Here is an 18,009-nt window from a genome sequence, read left to right on the forward strand (position 1 = left end):
GCAAGGGCTCCCACTTCCTCGCCTTCCTCGGCCTCGCAGCCGCCCTGACCTGCTACAAGAAGCTCGCGAAACTCGCCACGTGAGACACCCACTAAGGCCTCTCTACAGGCGACGACGGAACAGGTGATTCGAATTCGAATTACCTCGAACGACGATAGCCCTTGATTCGAATTTGAACAACAAGCGTAGGGTGAGGCCCATGGGTGACATGACACGATGGCTCGACGAGGGCGAAATGCGCGCGTGGAAGGGATTCCTGGCCGCCTCCTCGCTCCTCAACCGGCGCCTCGACCAGCAGCTCCGGGAAGACTCCGGGCTCTCCCACGCCCAGTACGAGATCCTGGTGCGGCTCGGCGAGGCTCCGGAGGGCGAGCTACGCATGACCGAGCTCGCCGACGCCCTGGTGAACTCCAAGAGCGGCATCACCTACCAGGTCACTCAATTGGAGAAGGCCGGCCTGGTACGGCGCCGTAGCTGTCCTTCCGACGTACGGGGCGTCTTCGCCGTGCTCACCCAGGCCGGTCGGGAACGGCTAACGCAGGCCGCGCCCGGCCATGTCGACACCGTCCGCAAACACCTCATCGACGTTCTGACCCCAGAGCAACTGAACGCGCTCGCAGAAGGGTTGGGCGAGGTCGGTCGGCGACTGCGCACCCAGAACCACTGACCCCAGCCGCACACGACCCCGGCCGGCCACGGGCACCCCAACACCCACCGCGGCCCGGACACCCATCACAGGAGGCGGTCGTCGACGCCCCCGCCAGGCAAGGCCGAGGAGGCCTCCTGCTCACCCTCCGGTCCCACCAGTGAGTGCAACAGCGAGGTCCGCGCGAGGGCGAAGACCCCGCCGGAGACGAGGAGCACCCCGAGCAACTGCGGTAACAGCCACCAGCCGGCGCGCAGATGCTCCTGGTAGAGCGCGATACCCAGGGTGAGTCCGAGCAGCGCGTCACCCAGGGTGAGTGCGGGTTGCGAGGCCACCAGTGGACCGCCTTGCATCGCGTGCTCCAGCAGGAGAAGAGCCGCTACGCCCACGGCGGCTAAGGAATAGGTCTGCCAGGCGGTCAGGAAGGCGACCAGCCCGTGGTCATCGAGGATGTGGGTGGCGGCCTTCATCAACGCGGCCGTCATCGCATAGCCGATGGCGGTGGCCGCCCCGAGGCACGCAGCACGCATCCGGCCCCGGGGCCTGCGCAGCCCGAGGGCGGCCAGGGCCGCCGCGGCGGCGGCGCAGAACACCAGTGCCGGAATCCAGCGGTCGGCCGGAACGGTCGTCCGGTTCCCGGTCGGCGCCGCGGACACCATGGCCACGCCCAGGCCTCCCACCACGGCAGCCACGGCGAGCCATGTCACGACGGGAAGCTGGCGCCGTTCGAGCAATGAGGCGATCAACAGTGCCAGCGGGAGCTCCAGGACGAACAGTGGCTGCACCAGGGAAAGCGGCCCGGAGTTCAACGCCAGCGCCTGGCCCGCACTGGCACCGATCATCGCGAGGATCCCCACCACCCAGATGGGGCGTCGCAACAGGTCCAGGATCAGCCCAGGACGCAGCCCCTGGGACTGCGGGACCGTCAGGGCAGCCCGTCGCTGAAGCACCGTCGCCCAGGCACTGCTGACCGCCGCGGCGATCGCGAAAACAACCGGCAGCCACACGCGTGCGCTCCTGACAGGGTGTCGGTCGACAGCGAGATGACGATCTTCCCCACTTCGGGACCGCTGAGGCTCCAGCGACACCCGCCGGGCGGGGGAATGTCCAAGCCGGCCCGTGGGCGGGGGCCAGCACCGTGGTATCAGCAAGGACATGCCCAGGCGTCCGGACACCGATCCCGCTCACCCCCGGGTCGGTACGACCGCGCAGGCGCGGCGTCCTCGGCTCCGGACCGCCCGAGGGGCCCGTGGCCGCGGCGGCCGGACGAAGCGCTCCGCCGTGACCGGCGCGGGGGCGAGCGAGCGCGAGGTTCATCCCGCCCTGCGGACCGCGGCGGCCTATGCCTGGCGGCTACTGGTGGTGGCCGCCGTGGTCTACGGGGTCTTCGTGGTGCTCGGCCGCTTCCACGAGCTCGGTGTCGCGGTCTTCCTGGGGCTCGTCGCCACCGCGTTGCTGCGTCCCGTGGCCGACCTGTTGGCGCGCTGGCTGCCACGGCCGCTGGCCGTGGCCCTCGCTCTGATCGGGAGTATCTTCCTGGTCCTCGGCGTGCTGGCGCTGGTCGGGGAGGCGGTGGCAGGAGAGCGCGGCTCCCTGGAACGCGAGTTCGACCAAGGGGTTCATCGCATCGAGCGCTGGCTGGAAGAACCCCCGTTCCGGCTCGACCCCGGCGCGCTGAGCGATGTTCAGTCCCGGATCGGTCAGTATCTGTCCGAGCACCGCTCCACCCTGTTGAGTACCGCGGTCAGCGGGGCAACCCGCCTGGTCGCCGTGCTGACGACACTCGCGCTGGCCTTGTTCTGTTCGGTCTTCTTCATCCATTCCGGGGACCGTCAGTGGGCTTGGTTCTGCGGCCAGCTCCCACCCGCCGCGGCGCCCCGAGTGACCCTGGCCGGTCGCGCCGCCTGGCGCACCTTCACCGGCTACACCCACGGCATCGTGCTGGTGGCCGCGACGAACGCGGTGCTCGTGGGGGTGGCGTTGTTCGCCCTCGGCGTGCCTTTGGCCTTCCCGTTGGCGCTGCTGGAGTTCTTCGCCGCGTTCGTACCCCTGATCGGCTCGCCGATCGCGCTGGCCGTCGCCGCAGTGGTCGCGCTCGCCTCCAAGGGGCCGCTGGTGGCGGCCGTGGTGATGGCCCTGATCGTGGTCATCGGCCAGATCGAGGGCCACGTACTGCATCCGATCGTGATGAGCTGGGCGGTGCGCCTGCACCCCCTGGTCGTGGCTCTCTCCGTGATCGGCGGAGCGATCGCCGCCGGCGTGGTGGGCGCTGTGGTGGCCGTGCCCTTGGTGTCGGTTCTGTGGGCGGTCTGGCTCGCGTTGCGCGGCCCCCGCGATGAACAGGTGGCGGGTCCGGCAGCGGCCGACATCGAGGCGGACCACATCGGGAAGGCTTGAGGAGCCGCAGCGCCCTTCTGGCGGGGTGGTGGGCGGCGCCGGCTCCGGGCTGGTTCATCGTGGCGCCGGAGGCGCACCGGCGGTTCCTGGCGGGGTCCACTCCAGGAGTGCGTCGAGGGCGCGGCGGACCACCACGCCCGGGGTCGTCCGCAGCAGGAGGTCCCGGGCTGAGGCCGCAACGGGGTTGGTCACGGCGGCCACCCGGCCAGCGCGCCGCGCCCGCAGCAAGATGGCGTTGACCCGGGCACGGCGAGCCCGGGTGTAGTCGCTCAGAGCAGTCAGGACGTCGTGCTCGCTGGCCAAGAGGTGCGCCAGCTCGACCGCGTCCTCCATCGCCAGACAGCCGCCCTGGCCCAGGTTGGGCGTCATGGCGTGCGCCGCGTCGCCGAGCAGGGCCACGTGGCGCCGGTGGAACCGGTTCAGCGGGAGCGCGAGGTCGTACAGATCGTGCTGGAGCACGGATGCGGGCTCCAGGGCGTCGATTCGTTCGAGGAGTTGCGGGATCGGCTGGTGCCAGGCCGCGAACCTGCGGCGCAGTTCACGGCGGGCGTCAGCGGGTCGGTAGCCGGCCGGCGCGAGGGCCGTGGCGTACACGTAGATCCTCCCGTCGGCGAGCGGCACCACGCCGAACCGCTCGCCTCGGCCCCAGGTCTCCGCGGCGGGGTACGGCGGCAGGCCGGTACCGTCGACGACCGCACGCCAGGCGGTCTCACCGCTGTGGCGCAGCCCCGGGTGCGAGGGGAAGCACTGACGGCGCAGCACGCTGTGGATGCCGTCCGCTGCCAGCACCACGTCGGCCTTGAGGTCTCCGGCCGTGGTGTGCACCACGGTGGGTTGGCGCGCGGCTGGCGGCTCGGTGACGGACAGGACGCGCGCGTTGTGGCGCAGGGCGCCGTCGGGGAGAGCGCGGGCGAGCGCAGCCGTCAGGGTGGGTCGGTACACGGCCAGCGGTGGTCTGCCGTAGCGAGCCGTGAGCGCCGCGGCGTCAGCGCGGCTGAGCCAGGTGCCGCTCGGGCGGCGCAGACCGAGGGCGGCCGGGCTCGCGTCACCGGCCCAGTCGGCGGCGCCGAGCCCGATGGCGTCGAGGGCGCGCAGCGCGTTAGGGGCGAGGATGATTCCGGCGCCGTGGGCCGACAGTCGAGGTGCTCGCTCACAGACCGTGACCCGCCAACCCTGCCGGTGCAGGGCGACGGCGGCCGTGAGTCCGCCGATCCCGGCTCCTGCAACCACCGCGTGCCGCTGGAACATGTCCGTTTCCCCTCTTCGAGTTGCAACCGACCCCACCCTCTACAGATGTAGAGGGTCGCTGGCTGCACTCTACAGCTGTAGAGTGCAGCCATGTCCACCCCCGACCGCCGCACGCTCATCGCCGACGCAGCCATCACCACCGTCGCCGGAGCGGGCCTGCGCGGCTTGACGCACCGGGCCGTGGACACGGCGGCGCAGCTCCCTGCCGGCAGCACCTCGTACTACTTCAGGACCCGCACGGCCCTCATCGAGGCCTGCTACCACCGTCTCGCACAGGCAGACCTCGCGGACCTCGCCGCACTCTGGGGTGACGACGCCGCAGGGCCCCCGCACCCCGCCCCTGCCTCGCTCGACGCCGCCGCGGGCACGCTCGCACGAGTACTCCACCACTGGTTGACCGATGGACGCGCCCGACAGCTGGCCCGTTTCGAACTGAGCCTGGAAGCCGTCCGCAGGCCCGAGCTCCAGGGCGCCCTGCACAGGGCCGGCCACGATGCACGGACCCGTGCCGCCGCCCTCCTGGCGCAACTGGGGGCCACACACCCCGAGGAGGCAGCCGAACTCCTGACGGCCTGGACGGACGGCCTGCTCTACGACCGCCTCGCCGGCGCCCTGGCGAGCACCCGACCAGAGCCAGACCGGGCCGAACTCACCAGGGTGGTACGCCGAATGATCACCACGGCCCTGGAGCCCTGACCTCGGGGGTTGACCACTGGGCCGCACCCACCCCCAGCGCGCCACGGGCCCCGGCGACGACTCCCAACCCCGTGACGGGCGAGCCGTAACCGGCCAGGGCCGCAGGGGCCGGGAGTCAGCGGGCGCCTCCCGCCACCCGCCCCTCCACGGCCGATGCAGCACCCTCCGCCGCCGCGTCGATCGCGGCGGTCAGGCGTTCGAGGCGGGCGCGCAGGTCCCTCATCTCGGCGAGGTCGAAGCCGGTGGCCAGAGCGATGCGCCGCGGGATCCGCGCCGCTCGGACCCGTAGCCCCGCGCCCGCTTCGGTGAGGTGGACCCGCACGGAGCGCTCGTCCTCGGCGCTGCGCTCGCGCCGGACCAGACCGGCCGCCTCCAGGCGCTTGAGCAGCGGGGAAAGCGTTCCCGAGTCGAGCCGAAGGCGCCGGCCGAGCTCCTTGACGGGAGCCTCGCCCTGCTCCCACAGCACCAGCATCACCAGGTACTGGGGGTAGGTGAGCCCGAGGTCCTTCAGGACGACGCGGTAGAGACCACCGAAGGCTCGGCTCGCCGCGTTCAGGGCGAAGCAGATCTGTCCGTCCAGGCTCAGGAAGTCCTCGTCGGGGTGCTCGTCACCGGGGGTGGGGGACGGATGCTCGCTCATGCACCAAGCCTACCTTGCAAGACATTAAGTTGTGCACAACTTAATTGTGTGCTTCATTAGTAGGGCGGCTTCCACCGGTCGCACCACGACCTTCGAGAGGACCCCCGAGATGGACGCTCTGTACACGGCTGTCGCCACCGCCAACGGCCGTGAGGGCCGCGCCGTCAGCTCCGACGGCCAGATCGACCTCGCGCTCGCGATGCCCCCGGCCCTTGGCGGAAACGGCCAGGGCACCAACCCCGAGCAGCTCTTCGCCGCCGGCTACGCAGCCTGCTTCGCCAGCGCCCTCGCACTGGTGGGCCGCCAGGCCAAGGTCGACACCGGCGACATCTCGGTGACCGCCGAGACCTCCATCGGCAAGGACGCCACGGGCGGCTTCGCGCTCGCCGTGACCCTGCGCGTGGAACTGCCCGAGGCCCTCCAGGGCGAGACGGGCACCCTGCTCGTCAAGCAGGCCCATGAGGTCTGCCCGTACTCCAAGGCGACCCGTGGCAACATTCCGGTCGAGCTCGTCGTCGAGTAGGTCCCCTCGCGCTCCGACGCGCGCTCGCCCGACGGTGCACGGACCTCGCGAAGCGACCCCAGAGCCGCCCGCACACCTGAACGTGCGGGCGGCTCTCCCGTGTCCACGGGTCTCAGCACCGGATTCGAGGGCAGAGTCGGAACATGCGTGTGCTGATCGTGACCGCGGGGACCTGGGGCGATGTCGCCCCCTACACCGGGCTCGGCCTCCGGCTCAAGGCAGCCGGTCACGAGGTGTCACTCGCCACCCACACCCGCTTCGCCGATCCGGTGACCGTCCAGGGGCTCGGATTCCGCCCACTCCCCCTCGACCCGCGCGAACAGCTCGCCTCGGTAGGACAGGGACTGGCGCACCCCGGCAACCTGCTGGCCCTGGCCCGACTGAGCCGGCTGGCCCGCCGGAACGTGCCGGCGCTGGCCGCTGGGATCGTCGAGGCCCTGCGCCCCGGAGCCGACGTGGTGCTCGGCTCCACGCTCACCGATCCGCTGTGCGCGCCCCTCGGAGAAGCCCTGGGCATCCCCACCCACGGGGTGTACCTGCAACCCGTACACCCGACGCGGCATTTCCCGCCACCCGTGGGAATCCCCTCACTGGGCCCCCTCGGCAACCGGCTGGCCGGGCGCGCGATGACGATGACGATCGGGCAACTCCTGGGCCCGTCCGTCTCCCGGCTGCGCAGCGATCTCGGCCTGTCCAAGGGCAACCGGCCGGGCACGGGCGTCCCCGGCAGCCCACTGGTGCACCACGGTTTCAGTCCGTTGGTGGTGCCCCGGCCCGCGGACTGGCCCACCGGGCACCGGGTTTGCGGATACTGGTGGCCGGCCCGCCATCCGCACTGGCAGCCGCCCGCGCGCCTGCTGGACTTCCTCGACGCAGGGCCCGCCCCGGTGTTCGTCGGTTTCGGCAGCCATGTCGCAGCGGACGCCGAACGGTTGAGCCGGCTGGTCACCACTGCCCTACGGCGCGCCCGGGTACGGGCAGTCGTGCAGTCGGGCTGGAGCGGTCTTCGCGCGGAGGGCGATGAGGTGTTGACCGTCCCCGAGCTACCGCACGACTGGCTCTTCCCGCGCATGGCAGCCGTCGTCCACCACGCGGGCGCCGGGACGACGGCCGCCGGTCTACGCGCCGGCGTACCCGCCGTACCGGTTCCGGTCCACCTGGACCAACATTTCTGGGCCACCCGGCTCGTCGCACTCGGTGTGGCACCAAAAGCCCTGCCGTACCGCTCGCTCGCCCCCGAACCGCTCGCCGCTGCGATCGGCCGGGCCGTCCAGCGGTCCGACCACCGAATCCGGGCCCGCCACCTCGCCGCCGCACTGCTCGAAGAGGACGGCGCGGCTGACGTGCTGCACGCCGTGGAGGGTCGCGGTGGCGGGGACCGTAGGCGAGGCACTCTCGCCTGAGGCCCGTCCCGTCGTCCCCGGTGGGTCAAGCGCGGGGCGTCATACCGGGGTGGCGAGCGGTACGGCCCACGGGAGTCACGCCGGAACCCACGACGACTGCCGGGCCCGGTTGCTCCCCCTCCTTAGCGTTCGCTCGCACGGGGGTCCCGTCGGGACCAACTACCGCTTTCGCCAGCGGCCCTTCGAGATCCCCCCGACACTCCTACGGGTCGGGGCGCCCAACAAAGGGGAGCAACCAGTCCGGGGCGGGAGCCATCAAGCCGCGCAGATGCCCCGCTCGTGGTCGAAGGTCGCCGTGGCCTGCGAGTACTTCCACTGCGGAGCCAGGAGATCGGAGGCCAACTGGCCCGCAGCGGTGGAATCCTCCACGACGTAGCCGAAGTCCTGTAGCCAGGAAGGGTAGAGGTTCTTCGAGCCGAGGTAGAAGGCGGAACCGTCCACGGAGACCAACTTGTGGTGCTGCGCGTAGGCGTGGCCGTCCGCCCACTTCGCGCTCATGGCACTGCGGAAGCTGGCAAGCTGGAGGTTGTCGCACATCGCTGCACGTGCCTCGCCCACGTCGCCACCGGTCAACAGGGCGATGCGCCCGCGCAACGCATCACTGATCTCGGACAGCGACTTGATCTGCGAGTACCCCCCGCTGCCGACCGCACCGCGGTTCTCCGGGTCACTGACGACGATGCGGACCTTGACACCGGCCACCAGTTTGGCGGCCAGGGCGTCGTAGACCCGGACGTCGTAGCGCGGCAGTGGCGGGCAGGTGGCGTTGACGTCCTGCTGGGAGATCTCGATGTGCTCGGTGGCGCTGGAGATGAGTGCGCGCAGGGCGCTCTCCTCCGGGTTGACCGTGTCGTAGTCACGGTCCGCGTTGGTGTTGTCGTGCAGGCTGACTCCGCACTTGATGTCCGGGGCTACGGGCAGTACGGGGCGGAAGGAGGAGACGGAGTCTCGGCTCTGGATGCCAACTCCCAGGCCCCCCACAGCGATCACCGGAACTGCGGAACCTGCGGGCGGAACCGGGGTGGACTTGGCTGCCTCATCAGCCAGTGAAGACATGCAACCGGCGCCGGACGAGGAGAACCACACGCTTGCGAAGTTGTACTTGTTGCGGCAGGTCCAAGCCCACAGCGTGTCCAGGTACTTGCCGGCGGAGCCCGCTGCCGGGCCGGTCAGGGCCAGGTCCACGTCGGCCACCGGATGCGCGGTCTCGACGTAGTCGCCCTTCCAACTGTTGATACCGCCAGTGATCACCGACTGGTTGTCAACCACCAACAGTTTGGAGTGGTTCCACGACAGTGCCGTCTTCGAGGTGGTCATCGAAGCCACGTTGAGCGAGACCCCGGAGGCAGCCGGGCCGAGCTTGGCGAGGAGCTCGTCACGGTACTTCGAGGGCACCACGTTCATGTGGTAGAGCGGGGCGGCACCGACCAGCACCCGGACCTTGAGTTGGTGTCCGGCGCCCGTCGAGGCCTTCAGTCCTTCCACGATGGCGTCCTGGAAGGCACCGTCCGGGAAAGGAGCCAAGGTGGATATGTCGACGGTGTGCGTCGCCCGAGCGATGTTCTGAGTCATCTTGGCGAGCAGACGCCGGGTACCGGGCCGCTCGGCACAGGTGTTGTCCCCCCAACAGCCGGGGGTCTGCAACAGCCAGTCAGCGGAGTCCTGCGAGGACGCGTCGAGCCGGTTCCCCGCGGTGCGCTCCCACACCGGACCTTCCAGTCCCGGGCTGACCTCACGCAGCACCTGCTCGACGGAGTCGAGATGCGGGGTCGACGCTGCGGGGTCGGCGGGCGCGGCGGCCACCGGGGCGGCGGGCAACAGGGCGAGCGCGAACGCGGGGACTGCCGAGCGGGCGAGGAACCGGTGCGAACGGCTGGAACGAAGGCGAACCAATGGACTGCTTCCTTGTCGAGGGGGCGGACAGCCCCGGGCACCGCCCACCGGGCCAACTCGGGGTCCCGGCCGACGGCGTGATCAACTGTGTGAAGTTACCAGCCAGGAACATCAAGCCGGCGTGCCGGTGAACACAAATCGGCCATCGCCTCCGGGAGTCCGGCAGCGGCCGATCAGAGCCCAGGGCGGCCCCTCCACGACGGCCACGGGCGAGTGACCTGACATCCACGGAACGCCGTCGACTACTTGCCCGAAGCGGTGGAGATACCGAGCCCCCGGGCGATCCGGCGTCGTCACGGGCCTCCGATCAGCTCCACCGCGCCCCTCACAGCACGGGCTGGGCCGCGGCGTGGCTGCACTCGGGAGGGGTGGCCACGCTGATAGGGAGGGACGCGGTGAGCGATTACCGAAGCACGCCGTGGACTCTTCGCGAGGGAGCATGCCATGCCATTGATCCACGCCAACGGGGTGAACCTCTTTTTCGAACGTGTCGGCGAGGGGGACCCTCTGGTCTGCGTCCACGGATCATGGAACGACCACAACAGCTGGCTGCCCGCGATCGAAGCCGACCTACGCGCATCCTTCTCCGTCATCACGTACGACCGGCGCGGTCACGGCCAGAGCGAGAACATGCCTGGCCAGGGCACCCGCAGGCAGGACGAGGACGATCTGGCCGCCCTCATGGAACAGTTGGACGTCGCCCCTGCCCACGTCACCGCCAGCTCCTTCGGTGCCTCGATCGCCCTCGGCCTGGCCGCTCGACGCCCCGAGCTCTTCCGCAGCCTGACGCTGCACGAGCCCCCGCTTGTCGCGGTCGTGGCCGACGACCCCGGCTCGCTGGCTCAGCTCCAACCGATGATGACTTCCATCGACGCGGCCCTTGACCACCTGCGCAAGGGCGAGGACGAGCAAGGTGCACGGCTGTTCGTGGAGGAGGTGGCCTTCGGCCCCGGCTCGTGGGACAAGCTTCCCGAGACGTTCCACCGGACACTGGTGGACCACGCCCAGACCTGGCTCGACGAGCAGTCCGACCCCGACTGGGCCACCCTCGACCTCGACGATCTTGATCGTTGCACCATGCCGGTGCTGCTGAGCCACGGGGCGCAGAGCCAGGAGTGGTACCTCACCGTGCTCGACCGACTGGCCGAGGCCCTCCCTCGGGTCAGCCGCCAGACGATCGAAGGTGCGGGGCACACCCCCCACATCACCCACGCCCCCGCCTACGTCGCCGCGCTGACCGCGTTCATCCGGGATGTCTGACGGGTTCACCGAACTCGCAGGGCTCCGCCCGCCCGTACCCGTACACGTGTGGCCGGCAAAGGCGGCTCGCCACAAGTCCCCCTTCGGCGCCGGGCAAGTCCGCCTCCCGACGGACCGGGCATCAGGCGCAGGCTCGGGGTGGTGCACGCCGGGCCGCGACACCGATCCGGCGGGCACGTACCCCAACCCGCGCCGTTCCGGCTCACTGTTCGCCCAGCACCATCCACTTCTCGGGCGCCTGCATCGGGGCGAAACCGATCCGCGCGTAGACCTCGTGAGCGTCGGCCGTGGCCAGGAGCGTACGGCGGAGCCCGAAGGGGGCGAGGTGGTCACGGACCGCGGCGACCAGAGCAGTGCCCACGCCCTTGCCCCGCACGGCCGGCTCGATGTAGACGTCGCACAGCCAGGCGAAGGTGGTGTGGTCGGTGACGACTCGGGCGTAGCCGACCTGGACGCCGGAGACCTCGTCGTACACCCCGAAGTTCAAGGAGTTGGCGATGGCCAGGTCCTGCTTCTGCCGGGAACGCCCCAGGGCCCAGTAGGAGTCCTCGGAGAGCCACCGATGGATCCTGGCTCCGTCCAGGCGGGAGGGTTCGCTGGAAATCTCGTAGCCGACTGGAAGATCGCTGGTCATGAAGAACCTCCGAGGAGACCCGCGGTGTTGGCCGTGGGGAGGAATCGGACCCCTGCGGAGCAGGGCGGGAAGAGCCGGTTCGCCTTGCGGACGGATCGCCGTCCACCCGTCGCCGGCTGACACCCGTCACTCACACAGAACCTGATGGGGAGTCCTCCTGGACGGGGCGTCGGTGAAACAGGGACCCGGCGGGCGACCGCTGGAGACCTCCGTCTTCAGACTCAGGCAGGAGGTCAAGCAGGATCTAAACAAATTCGGTCAGCCAATGACCACTAGGTTTCGGTGGCCGACCCAGGGGTGCCCATTGCTGCAAGCTTCTCGACTTGCGCCGGAGATGACGAACTCGCTCTTCGCCGACCGCGGCTACGACCACACGGCGGAGCCGCGCGGTCTGCCCACGGCGCTGACCGATTCCGTCGCGGGTACGTTCTCCGCCCGGTACGACGTGGACGGCACGGTCGTGGAGGAGACCCTGCCCGGCGGCTACACCATGAGGCAGACCGGAGGAAAGGCTGGACTGCCCTACCAGCGGGTCTACACGCGGGACTCCGACGGTGAGGTTCTGCTGAACGACACGGTCACCGAGTCCGTGCACGACGAGTGGGCCACTCACGCCGGCGGTGCGGGTGTGGGCGAGTCGCAGGCGTATGCGTTCGACGCGGTCGGCCGGCTCGCCTCGGTCCAGGACACCTACGACAACGTCTGCACTACCCGCACGTACACCTTCGACAAGCGCACCAACCGCACGGGACTGGCCTCGGCCGCGGCGGCGAGCGGCGCGGACTGCACCACGTCCGGCGCCACGACGGTCACCCACGCGTATGACAGCGCGGACCGCATCGTGGACTCCGGTTACGTCTACGACGCGTTCGGCCGCACCACCGGCCTGCCCGGGGGCACCGCGGTCGCGTACTACGTCAACGACCTCGTCCGGCAGCAGACAGCGGGTGACAGCCGTCAGACCTGGACACTGGATGCCGCCGGCCGCTTCCGCGGCTGGACGGAGGAGTCCAAGGCTTCGGGCACGTGGAAGCAGACGGGTTCGAAGACCAACCACTACAGCGGTGCCGCGGACAGTCCGCGCTGGATCACCGACAACACCGCAGGCACCGTGTCCCGCATGGTGGCCGGCCTGTCCGGCAGCCTGTCGGTGATCACGGCGGCAACGAACGCGGCGGTGCTGCAGCTGTCCAACCTGCACGGGGACGTCAGCCTGGTCCTCCCACTGGACAGCTCGGTCGCGCCGACAGCGCTGAGCGCCGACGAGTACGGCCGGCAGCGGACGAGCCGGGCGGCCTCAGGCTACGGCTGGCTGGGCGGGATGCAGCGGTCCGCCGCCACTCCCACAAGCCAGATCCTCATGGGCGTACGCCTCTACAACCCCGCCACCGGGCGTTTCCTCCAGGTCGACCCCGTGGTCGGCGGCAGCAGGAACTCCTACGAGTACGCCGCCGGCAACCCGGTCAGTAACTACGACCTGGACGGCCGCCGGGTGTACCGCTACGCGCAGCGGACCCTGTACCGGTCCTGGGGCAAGGTGATTCTCAAGCGGTGGAGCAACAAGAGCAACATGGCGCGCTCCTACAGCACGCGGTGGACCCTCAACCGGCGCTGGACCAGTAGGATCGCCTACTACGGTCCGTACGCCTCGGGCTTCTTGGCTATCGCGTCCGGTGCTGTCGCGTTCATCCCGGGGGCCCAACCGATAGCCCTGATCCTGCTCGCACTCTCCGCGGCGGCACTCGCCATCGGGATGATCGCAGGCCATGCCGAGCGCTCCGGCCAATGCCTCAGCATCTACAGTCGCACGACCGTGCATTACCGGAGAACCTTCGGCTACACCCATTTCTACTACTACACGGGATACGCGTACCCATGGAAGGCGAGATGCTGAACAGCAAGGGAACCGTCGTGGCGGCGTACGCGATAGCGGCTGCAGTGATCACGGCAATGGTCGTGGTGTCCGTCGCGTGGGGGGCGCGGGCTTCCGTCCCGTACTACGTCCCTGCCGTCCTGATCGCCCTCTCCGCGGGCACGATCCACTACAACACGCGTAAGCGGAAGAGGTAGAAAGAGTCACCGCCTCTGGCCGGAGTTGACGGAATCCACCGTCGGCTCCGGCCTCTCGCGTTATCGGCTGTCAGTTACCGCTGTAGTTCATCACCGACAGGCCGGTGATGTGTTGCTGTAGAACTCGTCTCGGAAGCGTGACAGTTCCACCAGCGGCTCTCGCCGGGCATCGTGATGCAGCAGACTCATCCCCACGGCCTTCGTGCTGGACGTGTGTGTTCCTTGATCGGAGCACATGTTCAGACGAAGGCCGCTTCCATGTACGGCGGTTACCGAACCGAGTGATCAAGTACGACACACCGTTCGACCACGCACGTTAAAGATCAAGTTAGGCGGACGGACTTCAGTGGTGGAACCCGGTGCGAGCCGCGTCGGAGGGCGTGCCGGAGACGAGCCGGTCCAGACAGCGTCGCATGTCCTGGACGAGCAGGGCGATCTGGTCGCGCTCGATGCCGTGCCGGATCAGCACGCGCTGGATCACGGTCTCTTCGCGGTCGGGCGGCAGGGGGTAGGAAGGGACCTGCCATCCGCGGAGCCGGAGTTGCTCGGAGAGGTCGTAGAGGCTGAAGCCCGCTGTTTGAGGGTCGGTCAGCGTGTACGAGACGGCCGGCAGACCGCCCTGACCGTCGTAGAGCAGGGTGAAGGGCCCCATCTGCTCGATCTGGGTGGCCAGGAAGCGGGCCGTGTCCGCGCAGGCCTGGTGGACCCGTCGATAGCCCTCACGACCCAGCCGGAGGAACAGGTAGTACTGGGCGATGACTTGACCGCCCGGCCTGGAGAAGTTCAATGCGAACGTCGGCATGTCGCCACCGAGGTAGCTCACCTTGAAGATGAGTTCGGGCGGCAGCTGATCAGCGGATCGCCAGACCACCCAGCCCACGCCCAGGGGGGCCAACCCGTACTTGTGGCCTGAGGCGTTGATGGAGACCACGCGCTCCAGTCGGAAGTCCCAGACCACGTCGGGGTGGAGGAAGGGCGCGATGAAGCCGCCACTGGCTCCGTCGACGTGCAGCGGGACGTCGATGCCGGTCTCGGCCTGGATCCTGTCGAGTTCGGCGGCGAGATCGGCGACCGGCTCGTAGTTGCAGGAGTAGGTGACGCCGAGAATGGCGACGACCCCGATGGTGTTCTCGTCCACATAGGAAGCCAGTTGATGGGGCAGAAGTCCGGTGGCGCCCTCCTCCAGGGGGATCTGGCGCAGCTCCACATCGAAGTACCGGGCGAACTTCTCCCAACACACTTGTACCGGTCCGCAGACGAGGTTGGGGCGGTCCGTGGGCTTTCCCTCGCTTCGACGACGTTCCCGCCAGCGCCACTTCAGGGCCAGCCCTCCGAGCATGGCCGCCTCGCTGGATCCCGTGGTGGAGCACCCGGCTGCCGAGGGCCCCTCGGACGGAGCGTGCCAGAGGTCGGCGAGGATGTTGACGCAGCGGGATTCGATCTCGGCCGTCTGCGGGTACTCGTCCTTGTCGATCATGTTCTTGTCGAAGCACTCCACCATCAGGCGGTGCACTTCCGGCTCTGACCAAGTGGTACAGAAGGTGGCCAGGTTCTGGGCCGCGTTGCCATCCAGCAGTAGTTCGTTGTGGATCATGGAGTACACGACGTTGGGTGGTGCGTGTTCCGTGGGAATTCGGTTCTTGGGTAGAACGTCCTCGCTGAGGGCGGATGCGAACACATCCGTGTAGGCGTCGTCCGCCCCGGGGGTCTTCATCTCGTGCAGAGCCATCGGCCACCTCCATTGAGGGGGCCATAACACCACAAAGCGGCACGTCAGCTCATGAAGCACGGCGGCATGGCCTTCGCGCCGCGGGCCGGGTTCCACCCGGGGCCACCGGCGCGGGGTGCCGGGACCGGCAGCTGTCGGTCGTTCCCCGCACCGACACCACCCGCAAGCGGAACCTCCACCCCCAGATCTGGCCCCTTCCCAACCTAACCGTGCTCATGACAGATTGCGTCCATCCCATTTCACCGGTCCCACCGGCGCCACGAGCACCGACGGGCCCCCGAAAGGACGCACTTGACTCCCCACATATCCCTCCGCCTGAAGCGCACGGCCGTGGCCGCTGCCGCGATGGGCGCGGCTGTTGCGTTCGTGACTCCCGCCTCCCTGGCCTTCGCGTCGGTCCCGGAGGTGCCGGCGGGCACCTCGGCCGCGGCGCAGAGCCCCCAGACGACCCCCCTCCGGGCCACCACCGCGCGCACGACCACGGCCTCCTGGGCCGCGGGCACCCGCGCCTACCTGGTCATCACCGCCCCCGGCGACACCTCGGCAGTGCGAGCCGCGGTATCGAACAACGGTGGCAGCGTCTTCTCGTCCTACGACGCGATCGGCGTGATCGTCGCCCACTCGACGTCCTCCTCCTTCGCCGCCGCCATGCGCGGTGTCAGCGGAGTGACACAGGTGGGCGCGACGCGCACGTCCGACGTCCCTGCGGACGCCTACAGCCCGGCCCTGCCGGCGACTCCCTCCCAGTCGAACACCACGCTGACGGAGTCCAACCGCTGGGACATGACCCAGATCAACGCCGATCAGGCCTGGGCCGTGAACCAGGGGTCGGCCTCCGTCAAGGTGGGCGTGCTCGACACCGGCGTCGACGACCTGCACCAGGACATCGCGCCCAACTTCAACGCCGCCGACTCGGCCTCCTGCGCGTACGGCAAGGCCGACACCCGCACCGGGGCGTGGCGTGACGTCGGCTCGCACGGCACCCACGTCGCGGGCACCATCGCAGCCGCCAAGAACGGCAAGGGCGTCATCGGTGTCGCGCCGGGCGTGAAGATCTCCTCAGTGCGCATCGCCGAACCCGGCACCAGCCTCTTCTTCGCCGAGAACACCATCTGCGGGTTCATGTGGGCCGGCGACCACGGCTTCAAGGTGACGAACAACAGCTACTACACCGACCCGTGGCTGTTCAACTGCCCGGACGACCTGGACCAGGCCGCCATCATCGAAGGTGTCCGCCGCGCCCAGGCCTACGCGGAGAGCAAGGGCTCCCTCCAGGTCGCCGCCGCCGGCAACAGCAACTACGACCTGGCGAACAAGCGGACCGACAGCGACAGCCCGAACGACTCCACTCCGGTCACCCGCACCATCACCAACGCCTGCATGGACATTCCGACCGAGTTGCCCGGTGTGGTGACCGTGGCGGCCATGGGCAAGGGCGACGTCAAGGCCTCGTACTCCAACTACGGCAAGGACATCATCGACGTAGCCGCCCCCGGCGGCGACGGTTCCTCCGGTGTCTACTCGACCCTGCCGGGCGGCAAGTACGGCAACATGAACGGCACGTCGATGGCCTCGCCGCACGTGGCCGGAGTCGCCGCCCTGATCGCCAGCGCCAACCCGTCGTTCACCCCGGCGGACATCCGCGCCCGTCTCGGCGTCCAAGCCAACGACACCGCTTGCCCCTTCGACAGCCGCTGCCAGGGCACCACAGCCAAGAACGGCTTCTTCGGCGAGGGCCAGGTTGATGCGTTGAAGGCGGTGGGCGGCTCCACTCCGCCTCCGAGCGGGGACTACTTCGAGAACCCGAGCGACGTCGCCATCGTAGACAACTCCACGGTGGAGAGCCCGATCACGGTGACCGGTGTGAGCGGCAGCGCCCCGGCCACGCTGAAGGTCGGCGTGGACATCAAGCACACCTACCGTGGCGACCTGGTGATCTCGCTCGTGGCACCGGACGGATCGGTGTACCTCCTGGAGGACTTCCGGAACAACGACAGCGCCGACGACGTCAACAAGACGTACACCGTGAACGCTTCCTCCGAAGCGGCCAACGGCACGTGGAAGTTGCGAGTCAGTGACAACGCGACCTACGACACGGGCAAGATCGACGCTTGGAGCCTGACCTTCTGATTCAGGCCCGCCCCTGCACCAACCGCCGGCTCCACCCTTCGGGGTGGGGCCGGCGTCCTGCTCTTTGCGGACAAGCGCGGGGGGTGTGTCACACCATGGAGAACCGGCGGAACGGAGCAGGGCCGGCGAGACCGCCGGGAGCGGGCCGCAGGCTCAGGCTCGCTCGGCACCTGAAGGCGGCCGGACCTGCGACGAACTCTAGTCCGGTGAAGGCATGTTCCGTTGGAAAATGCCAGAACCTCTGCTGCGGACGCGCACGTTGCGTAGCCTCTGGATCACCGCCACAACGGTCGACCGCCGGCCGCCGAGCGACATCCGCCGGGAAGGGGATTTTTCGCGTGCCTGGAATCGACGAGTGCCTGCTGGAAGCCATGACGCTGCCCGGCGCCCTCGGCGCTGCCGTCGTCGACTGGACCAGCGGCCTGGCGCTCGGCACGATCGGAGAGTCACCAGGTGGCGATCCCGAAGCGGCTTCCGCCGAAACCGCCGAACTGGCGCGCATGGCCGCAGAGCAGCCCGCGTTCCTACCGCGCGCCCTGGCGGGCGACACTGGCTCGGCCGGGACTCCGGTCGAGGACGTGATTGTCACCACCCGCAGTTGCTATCACGTCCTGCGATTCGTGGAGACTGCCTTTGACGGAAGCGTCTTCATGCACCTCTGGTTGGACCGTGAGGACGGCAACCTCGCCCTGGCCCGATTACGGATGCGCGACCTCGCCGATCGGCTCGTTCTGTGAGCC

At 69.2% G+C, this 18,009-nt stretch carries 16 protein-coding genes; 10 read left to right on the top strand and 6 right to left on the bottom strand.

Features of this window, described 5'->3' with window-relative positions; genetic code table 11:
• Window positions 1-199 precede the first annotated feature (199 nt).
• Window positions 200-667, top strand: coding sequence for a MarR family winged helix-turn-helix transcriptional regulator (locus ACFYMC_RS21580; RefSeq protein ID WP_388527728.1), 468 nt, complete (start codon window positions 200-202; stop codon window positions 665-667).
• A 65-nt stretch (window positions 668-732) separates the two neighbouring features.
• Here the strand turns inward: ACFYMC_RS21580 and ACFYMC_RS21585 are convergent, their stop codons facing one another.
• Entirely contained in the window at window positions 733-1,653 is a 921-nt protein-coding gene (locus tag ACFYMC_RS21585) for a DMT family transporter (protein WP_388527731.1), read from the bottom strand.
• Window positions 1,654-1,801: 148 nt separating this feature from the next.
• On the opposite strand from ACFYMC_RS21585, the gene ACFYMC_RS21590 reads away from it, so the two are divergent.
• Window positions 1,802-3,043, top strand: a complete 1,242-nt coding sequence (locus tag ACFYMC_RS21590; protein WP_388527734.1) for an AI-2E family transporter — start codon at window positions 1,802-1,804, stop codon at window positions 3,041-3,043.
• Between the two features lie 54 nt (window positions 3,044-3,097).
• On the opposite strand, the gene ACFYMC_RS21595 is transcribed toward ACFYMC_RS21590, so the two are convergent.
• Window positions 3,098-4,291 carry an FAD-dependent monooxygenase gene (locus ACFYMC_RS21595; RefSeq protein WP_388527737.1) on the bottom strand — a complete coding sequence of 398 codons (1,194 nt, stop codon included), beginning with the start codon at window positions 4,289-4,291 and terminating at the stop codon, window positions 3,098-3,100.
• A 90-nt stretch (window positions 4,292-4,381) separates the two neighbouring features.
• Here ACFYMC_RS21595 and ACFYMC_RS21600 point away from each other — a divergent pair, with 90 nt between their 5' ends.
• On the top strand, window positions 4,382-4,987 hold the full coding sequence (locus ACFYMC_RS21600; protein ID WP_388527740.1) for a TetR/AcrR family transcriptional regulator: 606 nt from the start codon (window positions 4,382-4,384) through the stop codon (window positions 4,985-4,987).
• Between the two features lie 115 nt (window positions 4,988-5,102).
• Here the strand turns inward: ACFYMC_RS21600 and ACFYMC_RS21605 are convergent, their stop codons facing one another.
• The gene (locus ACFYMC_RS21605) at window positions 5,103-5,627 is read right to left on the bottom strand and encodes a MarR family winged helix-turn-helix transcriptional regulator (protein WP_388527743.1); all 525 of its coding nucleotides are present in this window, start codon (window positions 5,625-5,627) and stop codon (window positions 5,103-5,105) included.
• Window positions 5,628-5,736: 109 nt separating this feature from the next.
• Between ACFYMC_RS21605 and ACFYMC_RS21610 the strand changes: the two genes are divergently transcribed.
• Together ACFYMC_RS21610 and ACFYMC_RS21615 are read left to right on the top strand one after the other, a co-directional pair.
• Window positions 5,737-6,150, top strand: a complete 414-nt coding sequence (locus tag ACFYMC_RS21610; RefSeq protein WP_388527746.1) for an organic hydroperoxide resistance protein — start codon at window positions 5,737-5,739, stop codon at window positions 6,148-6,150.
• A 143-nt stretch (window positions 6,151-6,293) separates the two neighbouring features.
• Window positions 6,294-7,553, top strand: a complete 1,260-nt coding sequence (locus tag ACFYMC_RS21615) for a glycosyltransferase (protein WP_388527749.1) — start codon at window positions 6,294-6,296, stop codon at window positions 7,551-7,553.
• Between the two features lie 255 nt (window positions 7,554-7,808).
• Here the strand turns inward: ACFYMC_RS21615 and ACFYMC_RS21620 are convergent, their stop codons facing one another.
• Window positions 7,809-9,446, bottom strand: coding sequence for a phospholipase D-like domain-containing protein (locus tag ACFYMC_RS21620; protein WP_388527752.1), 1,638 nt, complete (start codon window positions 9,444-9,446; stop codon window positions 7,809-7,811).
• Between the two features lie 444 nt (window positions 9,447-9,890).
• Here ACFYMC_RS21620 and ACFYMC_RS21625 point away from each other — a divergent pair, with 444 nt between their 5' ends.
• Window positions 9,891-10,706, top strand: coding sequence for an alpha/beta fold hydrolase (locus tag ACFYMC_RS21625; protein WP_388527755.1), 816 nt, complete (start codon window positions 9,891-9,893; stop codon window positions 10,704-10,706).
• Window positions 10,707-10,908: 202 nt separating this feature from the next.
• Here the strand turns inward: ACFYMC_RS21625 and ACFYMC_RS21630 are convergent, their stop codons facing one another.
• Entirely contained in the window at window positions 10,909-11,340 is a 432-nt protein-coding gene (locus ACFYMC_RS21630) for a GNAT family N-acetyltransferase (protein WP_388527758.1), read from the bottom strand.
• A gap of 334 nt (window positions 11,341-11,674) precedes the next feature.
• Between ACFYMC_RS21630 and ACFYMC_RS21635 the strand changes: the two genes are divergently transcribed.
• On the top strand, window positions 11,675-13,234 hold the full coding sequence (locus ACFYMC_RS21635; RefSeq protein WP_388527761.1) for an RHS repeat-associated core domain-containing protein: 1,560 nt from the start codon (window positions 11,675-11,677) through the stop codon (window positions 13,232-13,234).
• Complete coding sequence (locus tag ACFYMC_RS21640; protein WP_388527764.1) at window positions 13,228-13,410, top strand: hypothetical protein; 183 nt, start codon at window positions 13,228-13,230, stop codon at window positions 13,408-13,410. The genes ACFYMC_RS21635 and ACFYMC_RS21640 overlap by 7 nt, the downstream gene beginning before the upstream one ends.
• A gap of 343 nt (window positions 13,411-13,753) precedes the next feature.
• On the opposite strand, the gene ACFYMC_RS21645 is transcribed toward ACFYMC_RS21640, so the two are convergent.
• A complete protein-coding gene (locus ACFYMC_RS21645; RefSeq protein WP_388527767.1) occupies window positions 13,754-15,139 on the bottom strand; it encodes a glutamate decarboxylase in 1,386 nt (461 codons plus the stop codon).
• A gap of 330 nt (window positions 15,140-15,469) precedes the next feature.
• Here ACFYMC_RS21645 and ACFYMC_RS21650 point away from each other — a divergent pair, with 330 nt between their 5' ends.
• Together ACFYMC_RS21650 and ACFYMC_RS21655 are read left to right on the top strand one after the other, a co-directional pair.
• Window positions 15,470-17,269 carry a S8 family serine peptidase gene (locus ACFYMC_RS21650; RefSeq protein ID WP_388527866.1) on the top strand — a complete coding sequence of 600 codons (1,800 nt, stop codon included), beginning with the start codon at window positions 15,470-15,472 and terminating at the stop codon, window positions 17,267-17,269.
• Window positions 17,270-17,607: 338 nt separating this feature from the next.
• The gene (locus tag ACFYMC_RS21655; RefSeq protein WP_388527770.1) at window positions 17,608-18,006 is read left to right on the top strand and encodes a hypothetical protein; all 399 of its coding nucleotides are present in this window, start codon (window positions 17,608-17,610) and stop codon (window positions 18,004-18,006) included.
• Window positions 18,007-18,009 lie beyond the last annotated feature (3 nt).

Origin of the sequence: Streptomyces sp. NPDC006879, assembly GCF_042869595.1 — a bacterium.
GTDB lineage: Bacteria > Actinomycetota > Actinomycetes > Streptomycetales > Streptomycetaceae > Streptomyces.